The sequence below is a fragment of the Nostoc sp. DedQUE12b genome (assembly GCF_034530835.1).
Taxonomy (GTDB): domain Bacteria; phylum Cyanobacteriota; class Cyanobacteriia; order Cyanobacteriales; family Nostocaceae; genus Nostoc.
This window is the reverse complement of the sequence record NZ_JAVRCI010000007.1, coordinates 83,697-110,687: the sequence shown is the minus strand read 5'-3', so window position 1 is coordinate 110,687 and position 26,991 is coordinate 83,697. Positions and strand designations below refer to the sequence as shown.

The following is a 26,991-nucleotide window of genomic DNA, read 5'->3' as shown; positions in this document are numbered from 1 at the left end:
AAAATTTTTAATTTCAATTTTTATGAATATCAAAAAAGATGATATATCTAAACGACGTTCTCAGCTTTCACCAGCTAAACAAGCAATTTTAGAAAAGCGTTTACGGGGTGAATCTGATACTCCACAAATAGTTATTCCTCAACGTTCTCAACAGAGTCCTGTTCCTCTCTCCTTTGCCCAACAAAGGTTATGGCTTTTCCAGCAGCTAGAACCCGAAAGTTCTGCTTATAACGAATTAGTAAATATACACCTAAAAGGTGTGTTGAATTTGGTGGCACTCAGGAAGAGTCTCAATGAGATTGTTAAACGGCATGAATCTCTGCGTACCACCTTTGAGTTGTGCGAGGGGCAACCAGTTCAAGTGATTAATTCGATGACTGTAGCCCTGCCACTGGTGAACTTAAGTGAACTACCGACAGCATTGCAATCATCTGAAGTTGAAAGATTGATTGCTGATATAGTCAAAAAACCCTTTGATTTAGCATCTGGCCCTTTACTGCGAGGGGCATTATTGCAGACAAGCGAAGAGGAACATCTACTTTTATTCGTCATCCACCATATTGTCTGTGATGGTTGGTCAGTACAAATTTTTACCCAGGAATTAACAGCATTATACGCAGCTTTTTCAGCCGGAAAACCCTCCCCACTCTCAGAATTGCCCATCCAATATGTAGACTTTTCTATTTGGCAGCGTGAGTGGCTGCAAGGTGAGCGAGAAAAAACTCAACTTTCCTATTGGAAGCAGCAACTTGCAAATGTTCCAAGCACTTTGTCCCTTCCTACAGAACGTCCTCGATCGCCAGTACAAAGCTTTAGAGGAGCGATCGCTTCTTTTCAGCTATCAGCACCCTTGACTAGTATGCTTAAGTCTTTAAGCAACCAGCAAGGTGTCACCCTGTTTATGACCCTATTAACGGCATTTCAGGCACAATTATACCGCTATACAAACCAAGAAGACATTTGCATTGGCTCCCCAATAGCTAACCGCAACTATCCTGATATTGAAGGATTAATTGGTTTTTTTGTCAATACCCTTGTACTGCGTACTGACCTTTCTGGGAACCCAAGTTTTCTAGAATTACTTGGTCGAGTGCGCGAAGTATGTGTGGGTGCTTATGCTCATAGTGATATACCTTTTGAGCGAGTAGTAGGAGAACTGCATCCTGAGCGGAATCTTAGTCATACACCCCTGTTTCAAGTCATGTTTGCTTTGCAGGAAGATAGCAAAAAAGATTTGGTACTGCCTGGTTTGACTCTGAAATGGCTTCACAACCACAGTGAAACAGCGAAGTTTGATTTAACGCTGTCTGTGGTGGATGCCAAGTCAGAACTTTGGGGGTTTTGGGAGTATAATACCGACCTGTTTGATGCTGCCACTATTGACCGAATGAGCGGGCATTTTACTAATTTGCTAGAAGGTATTGTTACCAATCCAGATCAGCGCTTATCAGATTTGCCATTGTTGACAATTGCAGAGCAGCAGACTCTATTAGTTAAATGGAATGATACCGCCACAAATTACTCTGAAGATAAATGCATTCATGAATTGTTTGAAGCGCAGGTAGAAAGAACACCGAACGACGTAGCGGTGGTTTTTGAAGATGAGCAATTAACCTATTCTGAACTTAACAAGAGAGCCAATCAGCTAGCTCACTACTTACGCACTTTGGGAGTAAAACCAGAAGTATTAGTAGGGATTTGCATAGAGCGATCGCTTTCGATGGTCATTGGACTGTTAGCCATCCTGAAAGCAGGTGGCGCATACATACCATTAGATCCAAGCTACCCCCAAGAACGCTTGGCTTTCATGTTACAAGACTCTCAACCAAAAGTCTTGTTAACACAACAGCAACTAGTAGAAAGTCTACCAACTCACACAGCTAAAGTAGTTTGCTTAGACAGCAACTGGGAAATCATTACCCAACACAGTAAAGAAAATCCAGTTTGTAATCTCACCTTAGATAACCTAGCTTACGTCATCTACACCTCCGGCTCTACAGGTCAACCCAAGGGGGCGATGAATAGTCATAGGGGAATCTGCAATCGCCTACTGTGGATGCAATCCACATACCAATTAACAGCAAGCGATCGGATTTTACAGAAAACACCATTCAGCTTTGATGTTTCAGTCTGGGAATTTTTCTGGCCATTAATCACAGGTGCGCGTTTAGTAGTCGCGCAACCAGAGGGACATCGAGACACGAACTACTTAGTGAATGTAATTAGAGAACAACAAATATCCACTATCCATTTTGTGCCTTCGATGCTTTCAGTGTTCCTAGAAGCAAAAGGATTGGAAAATTGTCAATGTCTCAAGCGGGTGATAGTCAGTGGCGAAGCCTTACCTCTTCAACTTCAACAACGCTTCTTTCATCGACTTGATGCCCAACTGCACAATCTCTATGGACCCACGGAAGCCGCCGTTGATGTCACCTTTTGGGCGTGCAGGCAGCAAAGCAGTCTGGAAGACAATAATATCAGCCAGCAAAAGACAGTTCCCATTGGTCGCCCAATTGATAATATCCAGATTTATCTGTTGGATAAGCATCTTAACCCTGTGGCTGTAGGCGTCACAGGAGAATTATATATCGGTGGTGTGGGAGTAGGTCGGGGGTATTTAAACCGCCCGCAATTGACTGCTGAGAAATTTATCCCTAACCCTTTCCAAACAGGCAGGAGAGCAGCACTTCGGCTACGCTCAGTGACCGAGGAGCAGGGGAGCAGGGGAGGGAAACAAGACCAATCCTCAAATTCCGAACGTTTGTATAAAACTGGCGATTTAGCCCGCTATTTACCCAATGGAGAAATTGAGTATATTGGTCGGATTGACTACCAGGTGAAGATTCGTGGCTTCCGCATTGAACTTGGAGAAATTGAAGCAGTCATTAGCCAACATCCAGCAGTGCGCGAAACTGTAGTTGTAGCGGATGCTCAACGAATAGTTGCCTATGTCGTCCCACACGCAGAAGAAACGCTGACGATTTCTCAATTGCGTAACTCCCTGGAGTCCAAGTTACCAAATTACATGGTGCCAGCAGCTTTTGTGATCTTAGATCAACTCCCTCTGACTCCTAATGGTAAGGTTGATCGTAAGTCATTGCCAGAGCCTGACCGTATCCGCCCAGAATTTGAAGAAAGCTATATTGCACCTCAGACAACTGTTGAAAAACAATTGGCTGCGATCTGGGCGCAAGTACTTGGCTTAGAAAAGGTAGGTATAAATGACAAATTCTTTGAATTGGGTGGAGATTCTATCCTCAGTCTTCAAGTCATATCCAAAGCAAACCTTGCAGGACTAAAGCTCACACCCAAACAATTGTTCCAGCACCAAACCATTGCCCAACTAGCAACAGTTGCTAGCACCAACATCTCAATTTCAGCCGAACAAGGTTTAGTAACTGGCTCATTCCCTTTAACACCCATCCAGCGCTGGTTCTTTGAGGAAAATTTTTCCAATTATCATCACTACAATCAGGCTATTCTACTAGAGGTACAACAAGCACTCAATCCAGTACTTCTGGAGCAAGTAATACATTATTTGCTACAACACCACGATATGTTGCGATCGCAATTTATCCAACAATCATCAAAATGGCAGGCAAAGATTGCGGAATTTGAGCAGGTAGCACCAATTACAGTCATCGATTTATCGACATTACCTCCAGAAAGCCAAAGTGCCGCCATTACTGCAACTTGCAGTGAACTCCAAGCCAGCCTTAACCTATTTTCTGGACAATTATTACGAGTCGCTTTATTTAATCTTGGTGTCAATCAGCACAGCCGCCTGTTTATCGTGATTCATCACCTGGTTGTAGATGGAGTCTCTTGGCGGATTTTATTGGAAGACTTGCAGACAGCTTATGCACAGCTAACTCGGGGTGAGGATATCAAATTATCACCAAAAACTACTTCTTTCAAACAATGGGCTGACCAACTGCAACAATATGCTCAATCAGCAGCAGTACAAGCAGAAATGGATTATTGGTTGCAAATACTGCGTCAACCCTGTTCCTCCCTACCTCTAGATTATCCAGGTGGAGATAATACAATCAGTTCTGTTGCTAATGTCACAGTTACCTTGAGTGCGCAAGAAACCCAAGCCCTGTTGCAAGATGTACCAGCCGCTTACCGGACTCAAATAAATGATGTGTTGCTTGTAGCACTCATACAAGCTTTTGCCAAATGGACTAGACAAACCACACTGTTATTGGACTTGGAGGGACATGGCAGGGAAGAAATCTTAACAGACGCAGACATCTCGCGGACAATAGGTTGGTTTACCAGCATATTTCCGATTGTGTTGAGTGTAGAAGAGACTAACAACCTTGGAGAATCGCTAAAGATAGTAAAAGAGCAACTGCGACAGATACCAAATCGGGGTATCGGCTACGGAGTGCTGTGCTACCTCAATGAAGATAGGAGAATGACTGAAGTATTGCGTTCTCGACCCAAAGCAGAAGTGATTTTTAATTACCTGGGTCAACTAGACCAAGTATTAAATACATCTTCAATGTTTAAATTTGCTAGTGAATCTGAGGGTAGTAACCAAAGCGATCGCAATCATCGGTCATACTTGCTAGAAATTGACGGCAGTATTATTTCAGGTCAGTTGAAATTGCAGTGGCGTTACAGTCAGAACTTGCATAAACAATCTACAGTGGAAACTCTAGCACAGAGGTTTATCGAGGCATTGCGCTCTATAATCGCCCACTGTCAATCTCCCGAAGGAGTTGGTTTTACGCCTTCTGACTTCCCTTTGGTGCAGTTAAACCAAATGGAACTCGATTTAGCTTTGCAACAAATTTCATTTTAAGGCAGAGAAACAAGATGAGCTTAAAAAATATTGAAGATGCTTATCCCTTATCTCCGATGCAACAGGGGATGCTGTTCCACAGTATTTATGCTCCCAACTCTGGTGTTTACGTAGAACAGAGATGCTTTGAGTTACATGGAGCATTCAACATTACTGCCTTTAGTCAAGCTTGGCAGCAAGTGATAACTCGTCATCCCGTGTTAAGAACCGCCTATGTGTGGGAAAACTTAGAAAAACCTCTTCAGGTAGTCTGTCGGGAGGTCAAATTCCCTTGGCAACAGCTAGATTGGTGGGAAATATCTCGAACTGAGCAACAACAACGCTTAGAAACCCTTTTGCAAGCAGAGCGCCAACATGGTTTCTTACTCTCTCAAGCCCCACTGATGCGCTTCACACTAATTCGCTTGGCAGAGCAAGTTTATCAGTTCTGTTGGAGCCACCACCATCTCTTACTTGACGGATGGTCGGGGTCTAATGTATACGAAGAAGTTATTGCTTACTACAGAGCTTTTTGTGAAGGTGAAAATCTTTACTTACCTGTACCCCGTCCCTATCGGGATTATATCGCTTGGTTGCAACAGCAGGATATTTTTCAAGCAGAAGCTTTTTGGCGCAAGACACTTTCAGGTTTGACATCTCCCACTCAACTGGGGATTAATCCACTGATTGGATACCAACCCAATCAAGAACAGGATTATAAGGAACAAGAATTGAAATTGTCTCCTACGACAACTGCTGCTCTTAATTCCTTTGTCAAACAGTATCAACTCACACTCAATACCTTGGTGCAGGCAGCTTGGGCACTGCTACTGAGCCGTTACAGCGGTGAAGAAGATATACTTTTTGGAGCTACAGTTTCTGGCCGTCCTCCTGCCTTAGCCAATGCAGAATCTATGATTGGGCTATTTATCAACACTTTGCCAGTCAGGGTGCAAGTAAGTCCCAAGCAAGAATTGCTCTCTTGGCTGCAACAACTGTTTGCTCAACAAGTTGAGGCGCGTCAGTATGAGTACGCGCCGTTAGTGGATATACAAAAGTGGAGCGAGATTTCGTCTAATCTGTCCTTATTTGACAGTATTGTGGTGTTTGAAAATTACCCTCTAGATGAAACATTGGCACAGCCGGATTTAAACTTCAAAATTCAAAATATACAGGTATTTGAAAAGACTAATTATCCGATAACTCTAAGTGTTATTCCAGGCAGAGAGTTGTTATTTAAAATTGCCTATCAAGAGAACGATCGCTTTGATGCTGAAAGCATCAAGCAGATGTTGGGACACCTGCAAACACTGCTGGAAGGCATGATTGCTAACCCGTATCAGCGCTTAGAAAAATTATCACTGTTAACTTCAGCAGAACAACAGCAATTAGGAGAGTGGAACAACACACAAACCGAATATCCGCAAGAAAGATGCATCCACGAGTTGTTTGAGGCACAAGTAAAAGAAACACCTGATGCAGTAGCAGTAGTATTTGAGAATGAGCAGTTGACTTATTGTGAACTCAACAAGAGAGCCAACCAGCTAGCCCACTACTTACGCACTCTGGGAGTAAAACCAGAGGTATTGGTGGGGATTTGCATAGAGCGATCGCTTTCGATGCTCATCGGACTATTAGCGATCCTCAAAGCTGGTGGTGCATACATCCCACTAGATCCAGCATATCCCAAAGAACGATTAGCTTTCATTCTAGAAGACGCTCAAGTGCCGTTATTGCTGACTCAAGCCTCGCTCTTGTCAGCAATGCCCCAACACCAAGCTCAAGTCATTTGCTTAGATACTGATTGGCAAGCAAATAGCTACAAAACAGCTTTAGCGATCGCCCAACAAAGCCAAGAAAATTTATTCTGTGAGCTAACTCCTGAAAACCTAGCTTACATTATCTATACCTCCGGTTCCACAGGCAAACCAAAAGGCGTACAAATTCCCCACAGCGCTTTGAGCAACTTCTTGTTTGCGATGAAGCAAAAGCCAGGGTTAACTGGGGAAGACACTTTACTAGCAGTCACTACTTATTCATTCGATATTGCCGCATTAGAACTATTCCTGCCAATCATAGTCGGTGGTCGGTTAGTAATTGTCAGTCGGGAAGTGGCCTCAGACGGAATGCAGTTGTCAGCAACACTGGCTAATTCAAAAGCTACAGTTATGCAAGCCACACCAGCGACATGGCAGTTACTTCTAGTTACAGGCTGGGGTGGCAATGATCAATTAAAAATCCTCTGTGGTGGCGAAGCCTTACCTGTACACATAGCCAATCAATTACGGCAACGATGTCACTCTCTATGGAATATGTATGGTCCCACCGAAACCACCATTTGGTCAGCAGTATCTCAAATAGAAACTGATCGCAAAGTTGTACCCATTGGTCATGCGATCGCTAACACGCAATTTTACATTTTAGACCAATACAGCCGATTAGTTCCTGTCGGTGTAGCAGGCGAATTGCATATAGGTGGCAAAGGATTGGCACGAGGCTATTTAAACCGCCCGGAACTGACCGCTGAGAAATTTATCCCTAACCCTTTCCAAACAGGCAGGAGAGCAGGGGAGCAGGGGAACAGGGGAGGGAAAGAAGACCAATCCTCAAATTCCGAACGTTTGTATAAAACTGGCGATTTAGCACGCTATTTACCCAATGGAGAGATTGAGTATATTGGTCGGATTGACTACCAGGTGAAGATTCGTGGCTTCCGCATTGAACTTGGAGAAATTGAAGCAGTCATTAGCCAACATCCAGCAGTGCGCGAAACTGTAGTTGTAGCGGATGCTCAACGAATAGTTGCCTATGTCGTCCCACACGCAGAAGAAACGCTGACGATTTCTCAATTGCGTAACTCCCTGGAGTCCAAGTTACCAAATTACATGGTGCCAGCAGCTTTTGTGATCTTAGATCAACTCCCTCTGACTCCTAATGGTAAGGTTGATCGTAAGTCATTGCCCGTGATTGGTCTGACACAGCTAGTACCTGAATCATCTTTTGTACCTCCTTCCACACCAATTGAGGAGATGCTAGTTAGTATTTGGCTTCGGGTACTTGGTATTGAGAAAATTAGCATTGATGATAACTTCTTTGAAGTAGGCGGACACTCCCTATTAGCAACCCGTCTAATTTCCCAGATCCGGCAGGTTTTTCAGGTAGAGCTTCCTTTACATTGCGTATTTGAAAAACCAACAATAGCTGGGCTGGCTAAAGACATTGAAAAAGCCACCAAGATAGGCTTAGGAATTGATACACCAGACATTGAGCGAATTTCACGTTCGCAAGAGTTACCCCTGTCTTTTGCCCAGCAGCGGTTATGGTTTCTTGCCAAGCTAGATCCAAACAGTTCCTTTTACAATATTCCTGCTGCTGTTCGGCTACAGGGGCAATTGAACATCAAAGCACTACAACAAAGTTTCAACGAAATTCTCTGCCGTCATGAAGCTTTGCGAGCGAACTTTCAGACAATCAAAGGCCAACCTGTAGCAATCATCTCATCGGTAACGTCACTACCATTGTCCGTATTTGACATCAGTGAATTACCTGCAAATCAACAAGAAGCTCAAGTCAAACAGCAAGCATTAGCAGAAGCACAACAACCCTTTGACCTGAAAAGCGACCTCCTGCTGCGGGTGAAACTACTACGGCTAAGTGAACAAGAGCATGTAGTGTTATTCACGATGCACCACATTGTCTCTGACGGTTGGTCGATAGGTGTGCTGGTGCGTGAATTGGTAGCACTTTATCAAGCCTTCTGTGATGAACAATTTTCTCTGCAAGACGCTACGCGAACGCCCTTAGCTGAACTACCTGTTCAATATATAGACTTTGCAGCTTGGCAACGAGAATGGCTACAAAAAGAGGCGCTACAATCTCAACTATCTTACTGGGTTCAGCAGTTACAAGGGGCACCCAGAGTACTAGAATTACCCACAGACCACCCACGTTCCCCCGTTCAGACCTTCCGGGGTGCAACCTATTCATTTGAGCTATCTAATGAGTTATCCGTAGCCTTAAATAAACTCAGCCAGCAGCAAGGAACCACTTTATTTATGACCTTGCTGGCAGCTTTCCAGACTCTGTTATGGCGCTACACTAGCAGTGAAGATATTGTGGTTGGTTCACCCATCGCTAACCGCAATCGCGCAGAAGTAGAAGGGTTAATTGGACTTTTTGTCAATACTTTGGTACTGCGAACTAATTTGGCAGGTAATCCTACCTTTGAAGAAGTACTCACTCGTGTGCGGGAAGTGGCATTAGGAGCCTATGTACATCAAGACTTGCCTTTTGAACTGTTGGTAGAAGAACTACAACCACAGCGAGACTTGAGCCATGCACCACTATTTCAAGTGATGTTTGTGCTTCAAAATGCACCAATGTCAGATTTAAAGTTGCCTGGTATGACTTTAAGTACTCTGGCAATTGAGAGTGGTAGTACCAAATTTGATTTGACCCTAGAGATGGCAGAAACAACACAGGGACTATTTGCCACTTTGGAGTATAGTACCGATTTATTTGAGGAAAGCACTATTAGCCGGATGGCAGGACATTTGCAGTCCTTGCTTCAAGGTATTGTGACAAATCCCCAAGGGAGGCTTTCGGAGTTACCACTGTTAACAGAAGCTGAAAAACACCAGTTATTAGTGGAATGGAATGATACTAAGAGTGAATATCCGCAAGAAAAATGCATCCACGAATTGTTTGAGTCTCAGGTAGAGGAAACACCAGACGCGATCGCAGTAGTATTTGAAGATGAACAGTTGACCTATTCTGAACTCAACAAGAGAGCCAATCAGCTAGCCCACTACTTAGGCACTTTGGGAGTAAAATCAGAAGTATTAGTAGGTATTTGTGTAGAGCGATCGCTCTCAATGGTCATCGGACTGTTAGCCATCCTGAAAGCAGGTGGCGCATACGTACCTCTTGACCCAGCGTATCCACCAGAACGTTTAGCTTTTATATTGCAGGACGCTCAGGTGTCAGTGTTACTAACGCAGCAGCACCTAAAAGAGAATTTGCCGCAACATCAGACTAATATTGTCTGTTTAGATACAGATTGGGGAATTATAGCTCAGGAAAGTCAACAAAACCCAATCAGTGAGTGTACAACTGATAACTTGGCTTATATCATCTATACATCAGGCTCAACAGGTCAACCCAAAGGGGTGTTAGTCAATCACAGCAATGTTGTTCGTTTATTGGCAGCAACTGAATCCTGGTATCACTTTAACCAACATGATGTCTGGACGTTATTCCATTCCATAGCCTTTGATTTTTCAGTTTGGGAACTTTGGGGTGCCCTACTGTATGGAGGGAAATTAGTCGTAGTCCCGTACTGGGTGAGTCGTTCACCAGAAGACTTCTACAAATTGTTGTTAACACAACAAGTGACAATACTCAACCAGACACCTTCAGCTTTCTCCCAACTCATACAAGCAGAAAAATCCTTCGGAAATACCAACAAATTAAACCTGCGAAAAGTCATTTTCGGTGGAGAAGCATTGCAACTTGAGAGTTTAAGACCTTGGTTTGAACGTCATGGCGACCAGTTTCCCCAGTTAGTCAATATGTACGGAATTACGGAAACAACCGTGCATGTTACATATCGTCCGCTAACGATGAAAGATTTAGAAGTAACATCAGCAAGTGTGATTGGGCGTCCCATTGGTGACTTACAAGTTTACTTATTAGATAAATTTCGACAGCCAGTACCTATTGGTGTACCAGGTGAAATGTATATTGGTGGTGCTGGTGTGGTACGGGGTTATTTAAATCGACCAGAACTAACACCTCTTAGATTTATTCCCAATCCCTTTAGTAATAAACCAAATGCACGTCTTTATAAATCCGGTGATTTAGGTCGATATTTACCGAATGGAGATATTGAATATTTGGGTCGTATTGACCACCAAGTCAAAGTTCGTGGTTTCCGCATTGAACTCGGAGAAATTGAAGCACTCATTAGCCAATACCCAGCAGTTCGAGAAACTGTAGTTATAGCAGTAGATACTCAAAGTTTAGTAGCTTATGTCGTTCCACAAAAAGAACAAACACTGACAATTACAGAACTGCGTCACTTCTTAGGATCAAAACTACCAAACTATATGGTGCCAACAGCTTTTGTGATGTTGTCAGCACTACCACTCACGCCCAATGGGAAAATTGACCGCAAAGCTTTACCAGCATCTGATACAGCACGTCCCCAATTAGAGGCAATTTATCAGCCACCCGAAACTGATGTAGAAAAAACTATTGCCGATATTTGGCAAGAAGTACTGAATATTGAGAACGTAGGAATCTATGATAATTTCTTTGAATTAGGTGGTCATTCGCTGCTTTTGGTTCAGGTTCATAGCAAATTGCGTGAAGTAATTCAGAGTGATTTATCTATGCTTGACCTGTTTAGATATCCGACTATAAACTCTTTAGTAGATTATTTTAATCAAGTCAAAAATGGAAACTCATCTTTTCGTGTAACAGATATTATCAGTGAAAAAATTGAAGCTGGTAAAGCTCAACAGAAAAAGCGTCTGCAAAAAATGAAATCTATTGAAAATATTTAAGGATGGATCGAATGGTCTAGTCAAAAACATCCGAAAACCTGTACCTAAACTAGAATTATTACCTTTTCCTGACGTGAATTCGACAGATCGTGTAGTGTCCAAATTAGCTCATTCAAAAAACCTCTTCCTGGTATTATTATGCAAAACCGCCCCTCTTTGAGTCGGAGAGGGAGCAATACGGTTCGGATAAGCATTTTGAACTCAGAATTACCTTTGGGGAAAAGGTTAAAGGTTAAGGGTTAAAAGTTTTTTCCCCTTTCCCTTTCCCCTTTAACCGAACCGTATTGGGAGAGGTTCGTGGAACTCACGCTTTCCTGAAAGTCATCTGCCAACAGAAAATTTTCATGTTTCCAGCCTCTTGACAAACTGCTCATCATCTGACAATTCACGAATCATGACGAATAAAAATATCTAAACAATCGTGATATTCAGAGATTGTTTGCTCGGCACTCTTTGTGAAGAAAAGCTGATAAATACTTGCAATTAATTATCGATTAGTTGTAATATTTCTTTTCAACTTGATAGTAATTTATCTCAATAATTCAGCTATTTGCTGCCTTATTGACGTTATTTTCAGTCAGATGATGGTGACGGGTGTGTGGAGTAGTAAATGAAGCCAAAGCAGTTATCGAAAATTTTCTTAGTAGCAAGTTCTGTTTCGTTTTGGGGTGCAATGAGCGCCACTGCTCAAGAAATACCCAGGCAAGAGGTACAAAGTAAATCTGTCGCATCGGTACTACGCAATTCCAAGTCAATTAGAGAGATTCGCCAGATTAGTGAGATAGAGCATCCCCAGACTAGTGCCCAAATGCTAGTGCAGTCGCCAGCACCCTCATCAGAAATTGTGCAGATTACGGGAGTTAAAGCTACTCCCACTGAAAAAGGTGTAGAGGTAATTTTACAGACATCCATTGGGGCGCAACTGCAAATCACAAATCGCAGTACTGGGAATAACTTTATTGCTGATATACCTAACTCACAACTCCGTTTACCCAATGGTGATGCTTTCACATTTCGTTCCGAAAAACCACTTCCGGAAATTACTGAGATCACAGTTACGAATCTCGATGCAAATACTATCCGGGTGACAGTGACAGGTGCAGCAGCATTACCAACTGTTGAATTATTTGATGATGATGCAGGTTTGGTTTTTGGGGTAGTATCTGCTGCAACTGCGATGCAGCCACCGGAGAAGCCGACGACTGAGACGAAACCGGAGGAACCCACAACACAGCAGGAACCCACAGCACAGCAAGATGAACCGATTGAGTTGGTGGTGACGGGTGAACAGGATGGGTATCGCGTTCCCGATACCTCATCTGCCACGAGAACCAATACGCCGTTGCGTGATATTCCCCAGTCGATTCAGGTCATACCGCAACAGGTCATTAAAGACCAGCAAGCAACTCGCTTAACAGACGTGTTAAAAAATGCACCAGGTGTAGTGGTAGGAGGTAGAAGCCCCCGCGATCCTCTCAATGTCATCAAAATTCGGGGCTTTGATGCTTTTGGAGAGACTCTACTCAATGGCATACAAGACCGTTCAATCAGTGAGGTCGGATTTGGCTCAAATATTGAGCGGGTTGAAGTCCTCAAAGGGCCCGCTTCGGTTCTATTCGGTCAAGGCGGACTAGGTGGCAAGGTCAACTTAGTCACGAAGCAACCATTGAGCGATCCGTTCTACTTTGTGGAAACTTCTGTTGGTAACTACAATACCTATAGCGGTGCAATTGATTTATCTGGCCCGTTGAATGATAGTAAAACGGTGTTGTATCGCCTGAATGCTTCTGCTGGAACAAACGAAAGCTTTGTTGATTTCTTTGAGCAACAGCAATATCTAATTGCACCTACTTTAAGCTGGCAAATTAGTGACAGAACAAAGCTGACTCTAGAAGCAAGCTATTCTCTTGCAGAGGGACCGTATGATTTTGGGATACCCGCACAGGGAAGCATCCTGCCTAACCCCAATGGCAGAATTCCTCGTAATCGTTCTGTGAGTGAGCCTAATCTTAATGATGCATCTAACAGTGCATTTCGGATTGGCTATAATTTTGAACATCGCTTTAGCGAGAACTGGCAAGCGCGGAGCGTTTTTCAGACTTCTTTGTTTCGCCTAAAACGAAATCTTGTGTTTCCTTTCGGATTACAAGAAGATGATTTGCGTATCTTGGAAAGAGGCGTTGAGAATTTTGACTATGATCAAAATAATTATAATCTAGACAATTATGTGGTCGCTAAGTTGACAACAGGTAGTATCAAGCATGAGCTAGTCGCTGGATTTAACCTGAGTAAAACAGACACTAATTCCAAAGCTCTTTTCAATGACACTACTACTCTCAATGTTTTCAATCCTGTGTATGGAACTGCTACAGGAGCTAGTGTTCCAGATTTTGATATCAAAAATACGGCGCAACAATTAGGCTTTTACCTTCAGGATCAAATTACCCTAACAGAGAACTTCAAAGTACTTTTGGGTGGACGCTTTGATATTGCTAATCAAGAGGCTGAGGATTTATTGAACCAGACAACCGACTTTGAGCAGACAGAAGCTTTTAGCCCTCGTCTTGGCATTGTTTATCAGCCCATTAAACCAATCTCACTCTACGCTAGCTATAGCCGTTCATTCAATCAGGCGGTAGATCTATTCGGTCCAGCTTTGCCGGAACCGGAGCGAGGAACGCAGTATGAAATCGGGGTGAAAGCAGATTTGACTGACCGATTAAGTACAACCTTGGCATTTTATGATTTGACTCGCACCAATCTCTCAGCCGAAGATCCAAATGATCCACAACGAACTATTCAAGTTGGGGAACAGCGCAGTCGTGGGATTGAGTTTGATATTTCTGGCGAAATCTCGCCAGGGTGGAACATCATTGCTGGTTATGCCTACACTGATACAGAAATCACAAGAGACAACATATTGACACAGGGTAATCAACTGAATAATGTGCCGAGACACGCGCTCAATCTATGGACAACTTACGAAATTCAATCTGGCAGTTTAAAAGGATTAGGCTTCGGTTTAGGAGCTTTTTACTACGGAGATCGGCAAGCCGACTTAGCCAACACGGTTGAGTTACCTAGTTATGTACGCACAGATGCAGCTATTTATTACAAGCGGGACAATTACCGAGCTGCGATCAATATCAAGAATTTGTTCGACACTGATTATTTTGTTTCTGCACAAAATGTAAATCGGATTATACCTGGCGATCCCCTGACAATACAGGGCACAATTTCCTGGCAGTTTTGAGCAAACCCACTGGTATCCTACGCTTCTATCCTCACGGATAGAAGCGTAGATAATTCACTTTTTCTATTGTGTGAAGTAGGTATTCGTGAAAATATCTTTACGTCACCTTACTTATTTATTATTGGCAGTTTTAACCTTTACACTCGCTTCGGCTTGTAGTTTAAATGGATATTGGATTACAAGGCCCATCAGGACAAAGGGGAGATTTTTACTATACAAACTCTATTTCTGAAGAACAGTTGTCTAATATTGATGATGATGTTCTCTTCTTTTTAGTTCGGGGACAGAAGGGTGCTAATGAGTTTTTAGAGAAACTCCAACAAAAACCTTTGTGGCAACAACTCAAGGTAGTTGAAAAAAATCAGGTTTATTTTGTAGATGGGGGAAACTGGGGCGGTTTTGATATTTTAGCAAGAATGCAGTAATCGATGACTTATGTAAATATCTAGTCAACACACCTTGAACTCATGCCTAAATACATCATATTCGTCTGCGAATCCTACAAATTTAATATGCGTTATCCAGAACCCTTGTAGAGACGTAGCACTGCTACGTCTCTACATTCTTGTTCGGAGATGTCTAATGTATATATATGACACACTTTTGAAGGCAGAATGAGAATAGGTCTCATCACCTTGAAAAGGATAGTCCTATGTCTAAATATAATATACCTTCTTATAAGTAACGCTGATAAATATCAATTTTTTCATATTTAATCACGATGGTTCCTCTGTTGCTAATGCCACTAATTATCGTTAATATATTTGAGACTAATTAAAAAATACTTGCAATAAAAATCATAAACAAGAAGGGGAAAGGGAAAATGGATGAACACAGGTTGTCCCTCCTCCTATTGGCTCGGTTTTTACCTTCTCTATCCTATAATGATGCAGATCATTTCCCCCACCAAGAGCGAGGTTTTTAGCTTTATCCCCTTACCCTTATTAATAAATTAGCTCTACAAATCACTAGTAATTAGCATTAAAGAATCACGTTTTCTGCCAGAGGCTTCCGCGATCGCCTAGCGTCTTGTAGAGAAGAAAGAAAAGCTTTTACATAAAATTTAGGATTGTCATCTCATATCTTTAGCTGGTTATTTTAATAAAGTTAAAGTCAAAAATAACCTTTTTGTACGACAAATAGTGTCAAATGAAAAAGATATTCTCGTAAAAATAAACAAAAAATGTCTTTCAAAAATTAAGGATTAACCGAAACTATGAGTATTTCGACAGTGCCAAATTCTAGAAATGGTTCAGAAATAGCAATTATTGGCTTAACAGGGCGTTTTCCTGGGGCCAAAAATATTGATGAATTCTGGAGAAATATTCAAAATGGAGTAGAATCAATATCTTTTTTCAGCGATGAAGAATTATTGTCATCAGGTATAAGTTCATCTATATTAAATGACCCTAACTATGTCAAAGCACACGCTATATTAGAAGACGCAGAATTATTTGACGCTTCATTCTTTGGCTTTAATCCCAGAGAAGCAGAAATTACCGATCCGCAACATCGGCTTTTTCTAGAGTGTGCTTGGTCAGCTATGGAAAGTGCTGGATACGATTCCCAAAATTATAAAGGTGCTGTTGGTGTTTATGCTGGATCTAGTTTGAACACCTATTTACTTAATATTTATTTAAATCAAAATATTATCAACTCTGTTGATCCTCAGCAACTCGTAATTGCAGGTAATAAAGATTTCCTAACCACGCGCGTCTCTTACAAACTCAACTTAGAAGGCCCCAGTTATGCCGTTCAAACTGCCTGCTCAACTTCATTAGTTGCTGTTCACTTGGCTATCATGAGCTTGCTAAATGGTGAATGTGATATCGCTTTAGCTGGTGGGGTAGCCATAAGCGCGACAAGAAAAGCTGGATACCTCTACACAGAAGGGGGAATAGCATCTCCTGATGGACATTGCCGTGCATTTGATGCTGGGGCAAAGGGATCTGTGGGCGGTGAGGGTGTGGGCATTGTCGTGTTGAAGCGATTAGAAGATGCTCTTAGCGATCGCGATACGATTCATGCTGTAATCAAAGGATCGGCAATCAATAATGATGGTTCATTCAAAGTAAGCTACACAGCACCCCGTATCGATACCCAAGCAAAAGTAATTAGAACAGCCCAAGTAGTTGCCGAAGTAGAACCGGAGACAATTACTTACATTGAGGCTCACGGTACTGGAACAGTCTTAGGAGATCCCATTGAAATTGCTGCCTTGACACAAGCTTTTCGCTCTAGTACCCAGAAGAAAGGATTCTGCGCCATTGGTTCCGTCAAAACCAATATTGGGCATTTGGACACTGCGGCTGGGGTGACGGGATTAATCAAAACCGTCTTAGCCCTCAAGCACAAACAGATACCACCCAGCTTACACTTCACTTCGCCTAATCCAGAAATTGACTTTGCTAACAGTCCTTTCTACGTCAATACCACACTTTCGGAATGGCAGACTCATGGCACTCCTCGACGTGCAGGAGTTAGTTCCTTTGGACTTGGAGGAACCAATGCCCATCTGATTCTTGAAGAAGCTCCAGTTCTCGAAGCTTCTAGTTCCTCTCGTCCTTGGCAGTTGTTGATGCTATCTGCCAAAACCGATTCAGCACTGGAAACGGCTACCACAAATCTAGCTAATTACTTCCAAGAGCATCCCGATTTAAACCTTGCCGATGTGGCTTACACATTGCAGGTTGGGCGTAGATCTTTCGAGCATCGGCGCACAGTTGTCTGTCGGGATATTCAAGATGCTATCAATGCACTTCAAGAGCCAAAACGAGTTCTCACCAGTACTGAAAAAACGCAACAACGTCCTGTTGCCTTCATGTTTTCTGGGCTAGGAACTCACTACGTTAATATGGCTCTTGAACTTTACCAAACTGAGCCAACATTTCGCACCTGTGTTGACCAATGTTGCGAACTCCTCAAACCCCACCTTGGTAATGATTTGCGAGATGTTCTGTATCCCAATAGAAACAGTGAGAATGGAAATAAACCAAGCACTTTCTCTGCTGGGCTAGATTTGCGAAAAATGTTAGGTCGGGGAACAGAACAGGCAGATCTACGCACTCAAAAGCTGAATCAAACCTTTCTCACTCAACCAGCTATTTTTGTTATTGAATACGCTTTAGCTCAATTGTGGATATCGTGGGGGATTCGTCCGACGGCAATGATTGGCTATAGCATTGGTGAATATGTAGCAGCGTGTCTGTCCGAGGTTTTGTCTTTGGAAGACGCTTTAACTTTGGTAGCTAAAAGAGCGCAAATGATTCAAGAGTTGCCAGAAGGAGCAATGTTGGCAATTGGGCTTTCTGAAGAGGAAATACAGCCCTTCTTGAATGAGAAGATTTCTCTATCTGCAATCAACGGCTCATCGTTGTGTGTGATTGCAGGTGCTACAGATGCTATCGAAGAAGTAGAACGACAATTGAGTGAAAGAGGTTTAGTTGGTAAGCGTTTACAGAGTTCTCATGCTTTTCATTCGGTGATGATGGAGGCGATCGCACCTACCTTTCACAATTTAGTGCAAACATTCAGCCTCAAACCACCGAAAATTCCCTATTTATCCAACGTCACCGGAACTTGGATTACAGCAGACCAAGCAACAGATCCCAGTTATTGGGTGAAGCACCTCTGCCAAGCAGTACGCTTTGCTTCGGGGGTGCAAGAGCTGTGGAAAAAAGATCATCCGATTTTATTGGAGGTTGGCCCTGGTCAAGCATTGAGTAGTTTCGCACTACAATGTCTAGAAAGTGATGATAGAGCCAAATCAGTGATGTTGCCTTCTCTGCGGCATTCCTATGAGCAACAGTCAGATGTCGCCTTTTTAATGAATACATTGGGTCGCCTTTGGCTGGCAGGGGTAAAGGTAGATTGGTCTGGTTTTTATGCTGATCAACAACGCGATCGCCTGCCCTTACCTACATATCCTTTTGAACGTCAGCGTTACTGGATTGATGCTAATCCTGAAACTAATTTGGCAACGTCATCGCCGCAAGCATTACAGAAAAAACCGGATATTGCTGACTGGTTTTATATCCCTTCCTGGAAACGTTCTCCACAGATAGGAGCGAAATCAGCACACAAATTAAATTATTTAGTCTTTATTGATACTACTGGAGTAGGTTTACAAGTTGCCAAACAGTTGGAATTAGAAGGACATGATGTGATTAGGGTGACTGTTGGAGAGCAGTTTACACAACTAGGTGATCGCTCTTACGCAATTAATCCCCAAGCAGGTAGTGACTATGATGCCTTGCTGAAGGAAGTATGGGATTTAAAATCAAATGCGATCGCGGAGCGTGCCGGATGGCATTTCGCTCATTTTTGGAGTCTCATCCCCAACACACAACCAGAATCATCCCATCACTTCTTTGAAGAATGTCAAAATAATGGTTTTTATAGTTTACTTTTCTTAGCACAAGCGTTGGGAAGACAAGAAATTACTGATACTATCCAAATTTCAGTTGTTACTAACAATGTGCAAGAGGTAAACGGCGACGAAAACTTGTGCCCGGAAAAGGCTACTGTCATGGGAATCTGTAAGGTGATTCCCCAAGAGTATCCCAACATCACCTGTCGTAATATTGATGTAGTCATTCCTGAATCAAGAATATCCCAAAACAGTCAACTCATAGACCAGCTGGTAACAGAACTGACTCAAACAACATCTGAGAATATGATTGCCTACCGTGGCAAACATCGTTGGGTGCAAACTTTTGAACCAATACAACTTGAAGAGCCAAATAAAGAAACAATTCCCATCAAAGATGAAGGAGTATACTTAATTATTGGTGGTTTGGGAGATATTGGCTTGCTGCTGGCAGAATATCTCGCCCAAACAGCACACACCAAACTAATTCTCACAGGGCGTTCCAATTTTCCGGCAAAACAAGATTGGTCGCAATGGCTAGCAAATCATGATGATAACGATCATATCAGTCGCAAAATTCAGAAAGTGCAAGCATTAGAAGCATTAGGTGCTGAGGTTCTAATTTGCCGCGCCGATGTTGCGAATCTCGAACAAATGCAAGCAGTAATGATTCAGGCATCAAACCGCTTTGGTGAAATTCATGGTGTCATTCATGCAGCAGGCATAAAGTTGTTTAGCAATATTCAACAGATAACTAAAACTGAGTGTGAAAGCCAATTAAGCTCAACAGGCTATGGATTATTTGTATTAGAAAATATCCTAAAAGGAAAAGAGCTTGATTTCTGTGTAGTAATATCCTCATTAGCATCTGTTTTGGGGGTAATGGGCATAGCTGCTTATCCAGCAGCGCATATATTCACTGATGCTTTTGTATATAAACATAATCAAACAAGCCTTTTCCCCTGGCTGAGTATCAATTATGGCGATTGGATTACTCAAGAATCTTCGGAATCAGTAACCTTAACCAAAGGTGCAGATTCGGTGATGACAAGCCAAGAAGGACTGGAGGTTTTTAAACGTGCCTTATCTGTAAATAAATTCCCTCAAGTAGTCATATCAACGGTAGATTTGCAAACTAGCATCAGCAGATGGATAAAACTTGAATTTAGTCAAAATTCTCAACTAACATCAAAAACCACTTCCGCTTCATCTTATTTAAGACCTAATTTAGATAATGACTATGTTGCTCCTAGAAATGAGGTAGAGCAAACCATTGCCAATATCTGGCAAGAACTTTTGGGAATTGAGCAAGTAGGTATTGACGATAACTTTTTTGAGTTAGGGGGAGATTCTGTACTTGGCATTCAAGTTAGCGCCAGAGCTGCGAAAGCAGGTTATCGGCTTGCCCCTCAACAATTGTTTGAGCATCAGACAATTGCTGAACTGGCAGAGGTGACAAGTACAAAGCAAATTGTCCAGACTGAGCAGGGTTTAGTAACTGGTTCGCTACCTCTGACGCCTATCCAGCACTGGTTCTTTGAACAGAATTTATCAAAACCGGATCACTGGAACATGGCATTTTTTGTAGAGGTAATGCAAGCTATCAATCCAGTTTTGTTTGAACAAGCATGGCAGCATTTATTCATCCACCATGATGCACTTCGCCTCCGGTTTATCCCCTCTGAATCTGGCTGGCAACAAGTGAATAATGGCTTGGAAAAACAGGTGAATTTGATACATAGAGATTTATCAGCATTGTCACCTGATGTTCAAAAATCTTTGATGGAAGCAACCGCCACGGAACTACAAGCTAGTTTAAACTTATCAGATGGGCCAATTGTGCGGGGTGTTCTTTTTGATTTGGGTGTCAATAAATCAAGCCGCTTGCTAATTATCATCCACCACTTGGCAGTGGATTTCGGCTCTTGGCGAATCTTACTAGAGGATCTTGAGACTGCTTATCAACAGCTTCGCCAAGGTAAAGCCATTCAACTGCCCCAGAAAACAACCTCTTTCAAACAGTGGTCTGAACGACTAAAGGAATACGCTCAATCAGCAGAGTTACAAAAAAGGCTAAATTCCTGCCTCAGTGAACGTTACAAACAGGTTTATCGCTTACCAATCGATTATCCAGGAGGCATTAACACTGTAGCATCAGGTGAAAGTGTCTCAGTAGCGTTAACCGAAACAGAAACTCAGGCATTACTTCAGGAGGTTCTAGCAGTTTATCGAACTAATACACAAGAAGTTCTGCTGACTACTCTTGTACAAGCTTTTAAACAATGGACAGGCATAAAATGGCTACTGTTTAATACCGAAGAAGATGCACGGGACGGAAATACCATTATAGAAAATGTGGATGTATCACGGACAGTAGGTTGGCTGACTACTCTTTATCCTGTGCTGTTGGATTTAGAAGGGGCTGAGAATCCAGGGGATGCATTGAAAGCCGTTAAAGAGCAGTTTCGTAACATTTCTAGTAGAACCATTGATCATGGAGTATTACGCTATTTGAGCGAGGATACAACACTTACAGAGAAAATGCGATCGCTTCCCCAAGCAGAAGTATTTTTTCTCTACCTTGGTCAATTTGGTAAAAGCTTTGATCAATCTTCTATGCTCAGACCGACTGAAGAATCCACCGGATCAGCGTATAGTCTCCAAGGAACTAGTCCTCATTTGCTAGGCGTGACCGCATGGGTTAATGAAGAAGGTCAGTTAAGACTGGAATTTAGCTATAGCACAAATGTGCATAGACGCGAGACTATAGAGAAACTATCTCATAATTTTGTCGAAGCCCTCAAATCTCTTATCACCCATTCTCGCTCCCTAGAAGCAGTAGAGTATACCCCTTCAGACTTTTCGGCAGCAAACATCAATCAAGAAAATTTGAGTAACTTGCTGGCTCAGATTGGTCAGTGATCTAGGAGTAATTTTCCATGAACCAAAACAATATTGAAGATATATACGAACTTTCACCTTTACAGCAGGGTATGCTTTTTCACACACTGGTTACACCTAATTCGGGGATGTACTTTGAGCAGTTTTGCTACGCCTTACAAACTCAAGTTGATGTTCCAGCTTTCCAAAAAGCATGGCAGCGAGTTTTAGATCGGCATCCAATTTTGCGTACCTCTTTCTACTGGGAAAATCTTGATAAGCCATATCAAGTGGTATATCGACAAGTAGATTTGCCTTGGGATTTTCAAGACTGGCGCGAACTTTCTTCGCAGGAACAAGAAAAGCACTTAGAAGCTTTTTTAGCAGCAGATTGCAAACAAGGCTTTACACTTTCCCAGGTTCCACTAATCCGTCTGGCATTAATTCAGGTAGCTGATAAAGCTTATCAATTTGTCTTTAGCTATCACCATATATTGATGGAAGGGTGGTCTTTAACATGGCTATGGAAAGAATTCTATGAATTCTATAATGCCTTTTACAAAGGTCAGGATTTATATCTAGAACGCCCTCGTCCTTTTAGAGAATACATTTCTTGGCTACAGCAGCAAGATATATCAAAGGCTGAAGTTTACTGGCGCGAGACGCTTAGAGGATTTACGGTACCGACACCACTAATGATGGACAAAGCTACCGATACTTTGTCTAAGGAAAACGAAGACCATGATTGTCAAAAAATTCTACTCTCGGTAACAACTACAGATGCCTTAAATTCCCTGACGCGAAAGTATCACCTGACTTTAAATATCCTACTAAAAGGAGCCTGGGCTATACTTTTAAGCCGCTATAGTGGTGAGTCAGATATAGTTTTTGGTGCCACATCTTCAGGCAGACCTACTGAATTGGCAGAAGCAGAGTCCATGATGGGACTTTTCGCCAACACATTGCCGCTACGAGTACAAGTAGAGAGTGATGCTTTACTTATACCTTGGTTAAAAAAGCTGCAAGTTCAAGAAGTGGAAATGCGTCAGTATGAGTATAGTCCACTGTTACAGATTCAACAGTGGAGTGAAATTCCTCGTGGTTTGCCACTATTTGAAAGCATTTTAAGTTTTAATAATTACTTAATAGATAGTACTAAAGAAAAGCTAGCTGAAAGTCTGGCACTTGGTGAAGCTCGGATATTTGAAAAGACGAATTATCCTCTGACTATACAAGTATATCCAGGTTCAAATTTATTACTGTCGATTGGGTATGATACCCGTTGTTTTGATAGTGCCACGATTAACAGAATATTAGGACATTTAAAAACTTTACTGGAAGGTATAGTTGCTAATCCCGAACAACAACTTCGAGACTTGCCGCTACTGACTGCACAAGAAAAATATCAATTGCTGTTGGAGTGGAATGATACAGAAGTTAAGTATCCTCAAGAACAGTGCATCCATCAGTTATTTGAAGCGCAAGTAGAACGCACACCTGATGCAGTAGCAGTAGTGTTTGAATCGGAGCAGTTAACTTATCGCCAACTAAACACGAAAGCTAACCAATTGGCGCATTACTTGCGTTCATTGGGAGTAAAACCAGAGGTATTGGTGGGAATTTGTGTAGAGCGATCGCTCTCTATGGTCATCGGGTTATTAGCCATCCTCAAAGCAGGTGGTGCATATATACCATTAGACCCTAGCTATCCCAAAGAACGCTTGGCTTATATGTTAGAAGACTCTTGTCCAGGCGTATTGTTAACACAACAAAACTTAGTAAAAAATCTACTCCCTAATCAAGCTCAAGTAATTTGCATTGATAGCGACTGGGAACTAATTGCCGATGAAAACACAGAAAATCCTGGATGCAACATCACAGTCGATAACCTTGCTTACGTCATTTACACCTCCGGTTCTACAGGTCAACCAAAAGGTGCGATGAACACTCATCGAGGAATCTGCAATCGCTTACTTTGGATGCAAGACGCTTACCAATTAACAGCAGCAGATAGTGTGTTGCAGAAAACTCCTTTCAGTTTCGATGTTTCAGTCTGGGAGTTTTTTTGGACGTTGATCGTGGGTGCGCGCTTAGTAGTAGCTCAACCAGAAGGACATAAAGATCCCAACTATCTAGTTAATTTAATTTTACAGGAGAAAATTACAACTTTACATTTTGTCCCGTCAATGATGCAAGTATTTCTATCAGCAGATGGATTAGAAAGATGTCAGTCTCTAGTAAAAGTGATGGTGAGTGGTGAGGCGTTGCCAGTTGAACTTCAACAGCGCTTTTTTAATCGACTTGATGCCCAATTGCATAATCTCTATGGTCCAACAGAAACTGCTGTAGATGTGACTTTTTGGCAATGTCAAGATAGTTTTAGCAATCAAAAGATAGTTCCCATCGGTCGCCCAATTGCAAACATCCAGATTTATTTGCTGGATCAATATCTTAACCCTGTCCCTGTTGGTATACTGGGTGAAGTTTATATTGGTGGTGTGGGAATCGGTAGAGGCTACTTAAATCGTCCAGATTTGACCGCAGAGAAATTCATTCCCAATCCCTTTCACGACAAAGCAGGGCGTCTTTATAAAACCGGGGACATAGCGCGCTATTTACCCAGTGGAGAAATAGAATACATTGGTCGTATTGACCACCAAGTAAAAGTGCGTGGTTTCCGCATTGAACTGGGAGAAATTGAAGCACTCATCACACAACACCCAGCAGTACGAGAAACTGTAGTTGTAGTACGTGAAGATTCAATAGATTCTAAAAATTTAGTAGCCTATATAGTTGCTCAAAGAGAGCAAACACTAATAATTTCTGAACTACGTAACTTCTTAGAGTCAAAGTTACCAAACTACATGATGCCAACAGCTTTTATCACACTGGAGGCGCTACCACTAACACCAAATGGAAAGGTCGATCGTTTTGCACTACCAGCACCTGATACAGCACGCCCCGAATTGGAAGCAGTTTACCAGCCACCCCAAACTGAGGTTGAAAAAACTATTACCGATATTTGGCAAGAAGTACTTAATGTTGAGAACATAGGAATCCATGATAACTTCTTTGAACTCGGTGGTCATTCGCTGCTTTTAGTTCAGATTCATAGTAAATTGCAAAAAATATTTCCGAGAGATTTTCTGTTGGTAGAAATGTTTCAATATCCAACCATTAGTCACCTAGCTAGATATTTTAATCAGGAATCAAAGGAAGAAACATCTTTTATCAAACATTCTCATGTTTCTGAAGGTAGGACAGCTTCATTACAGCGTCGAAAACAAGCCAGAAAAGAACATCGAACAGCAATCAAGGAAAGCGGTGTTTCGTCTCAATCAGGTGAACAAAATTTATAAAATTCAAGAAAATAATCATAGACGACGTAGAGAACAAGGATCAGAGGTTTTTGCTTAAGTCCTAAAGACGAGCGATCGTGCAGCACAAAATTTACCTATTGTAGGAGACAAAATGACATTAAGTGAAAGAAGTTTATTATCTACAAATAGCTTTTCTCAAACTGAGCGGATATTAAATTCGGAAATTGGTGAGTATGTAAAAGAAATGTTTGTACCTACTCTAGGGAAATCTACTGAAACCCAGATAGATGAGATAGTTAATGATTTCACTGAAGATTTTTTAATTACAAAAAATGTAAATACTAATATTGAAATTGACTTGATAATTAACAATTTCACAGAAAGTAAAATACCTTTAGAACCTACTGATTTTGAAAGCTATTTCCAGTACTTAGGCGATAACGTTATTTCCCACTCTATACATACATCTTCGCCACAATTTATCGGTCACATGACCTCAGCACTTCCTTCTTTTGTACGACCTATAGCTAAACTAATGACAGCAATGAATCAAAACGCTGTCAAAATAGAGACTGCTAAAGCTTTGAGCTTTTATGAGCGTGAAGCTTTAGCAATGATGCATCGACAAATTTATAGTTTTTCTGATAATTTTTATACTCAGCATATTCAAAATAATCAGAGTACATTAGGAATTTTAACTTCTGGTGGTACAACAGCTAATATCACAGCACTGTGGTGCGCCCGAAATAAATCTTTGGGAGCAAAAAATGACTTTTTAGGCGTAGAAAAAGAAGGTTTAACAGCAGCTTTAAATTTTTATGGCTACAAAGGAGCAGTTGTGATTGGCTCCGAACTGATGCATTTTTCCTTTGATAAAGTTGCAGATTTGATGGGAATTAGTACCCAAAATTTGATTAGAGTAAGCGTTGACCCTAACAATCGAGTTAACATACAAGCACTACGTCAAGCTGTTGCAGAATGCCGTGAACAAAACTTACATATTATAGCCATTGTTGGCATTGCTGGAACTACAGATTCTGGTAGTGTCGATCCCTTAGAAGATATTGCGGAGATCGCTCAAGAAAATAATATACATTTTCATGTAGATGCTGCTTGGGGTGGACCAGTTATCTTTTCTAGAAAACATCAACATAAGCTTGCTGGTATTGAAAAAGCTGATTCAGTAACCATTGATGGACATAAACAATTGTATTTACCAATGGGTATTGGTATGGTCTTTTTCCGCGATCCTTATCTAGCTTCTTCAATAGAAAAACAGGCTAGTTATACCATGCGTAAGGGATCGTTTGATTTAGGTAAACGTGCTTTGGAAGGTTCTCGACCTGGCATGGCTTTATTTTTACACGCTGGTTTAAAGCTAATTGGGCTTAAGGGATATGAGTTTTTAATTGATGAAGGAATCAGAAAAACTCAATACATGGCTGCTCGTATTTCAGCTATGCCTGAATTTGAATTGTTGGCAGAGCCTGATACCAATTTGTTGATTTATCGGTATGTCCCAGAGAAATTTAGAGAAGCTATTGCCAATAAGCAGTTAACAGAAAAAGATAATGAAATTGTTAATAATTTTAATGAGCATTTACAAAAAATGCAGCGTCATATTGGTCGCACTTTTATCTCACGAACTACAAAAAATAGTATAAAGTTTGATAAAGAAATTACTGTGATTGCCATGCGTGCTGTCATTGCCAATCCATTAACTACTGAAGAAGATATTGACGCAGTTTTAAACGATCAGGTTCAGATTGCTTCTGAAATTTCAATTAAATAATTTTCATTCAATACTTTGA

Annotated in this window: 7 protein-coding genes; all 7 read left to right on the top strand. The window is 41.7% G+C overall.

Annotation, left to right across the window (positions count from 1 at the left end; translation table 11 throughout):
* The first annotated feature begins 22 nt into the window (after positions 1 to 22).
* The 7 genes from RMY16_RS05750 to panP all read left to right on the top strand — a co-directional run bounded on the left by RMY16_RS05750 (position 23) and on the right by panP (position 26,972).
* Positions 23 to 4,813 (top strand): non-ribosomal peptide synthetase, encoded by a 4,791-nt coding sequence (locus tag RMY16_RS05750; RefSeq protein ID WP_322735548.1) that lies wholly within the window; start codon positions 23 to 25, stop codon positions 4,811 to 4,813.
* Positions 4,814 to 4,827: 14 nt separating this feature from the next.
* Positions 4,828 to 11,358, top strand: a complete 6,531-nt coding sequence (locus RMY16_RS05745; protein ID WP_322735547.1) for a non-ribosomal peptide synthetase — start codon at positions 4,828 to 4,830, stop codon at positions 11,356 to 11,358.
* A 610-nt stretch (positions 11,359 to 11,968) separates the two neighbouring features.
* Positions 11,969 to 14,611, top strand: coding sequence for a TonB-dependent siderophore receptor (locus tag RMY16_RS05740; RefSeq protein ID WP_322735546.1), 2,643 nt, complete (start codon positions 11,969 to 11,971; stop codon positions 14,609 to 14,611).
* A 164-nt stretch (positions 14,612 to 14,775) separates the two neighbouring features.
* The gene (locus RMY16_RS05735; RefSeq protein ID WP_322735545.1) at positions 14,776 to 15,036 is read left to right on the top strand and encodes an ABC transporter substrate-binding protein; all 261 of its coding nucleotides are present in this window, start codon (positions 14,776 to 14,778) and stop codon (positions 15,034 to 15,036) included.
* 791 nt (positions 15,037 to 15,827) lie between these two features.
* A complete protein-coding gene (locus RMY16_RS05730) occupies positions 15,828 to 21,902 on the top strand; it encodes a type I polyketide synthase (protein ID WP_322735544.1) in 6,075 nt (2,024 codons plus the stop codon).
* Between the two features lie 17 nt (positions 21,903 to 21,919).
* Positions 21,920 to 25,219, top strand: coding sequence for an amino acid adenylation domain-containing protein (locus tag RMY16_RS05725; protein WP_322735543.1), 3,300 nt, complete (start codon positions 21,920 to 21,922; stop codon positions 25,217 to 25,219).
* Positions 25,220 to 25,331: 112 nt separating this feature from the next.
* Positions 25,332 to 26,972: a pyridoxal-dependent aspartate 1-decarboxylase PanP gene (gene panP, locus RMY16_RS05720; RefSeq protein WP_322735542.1), complete on the top strand. Its 1,641-nt coding sequence runs from the start codon at positions 25,332 to 25,334 to the stop codon at positions 26,970 to 26,972.
* Positions 26,973 to 26,991: the final 19 nt, after the last annotated feature.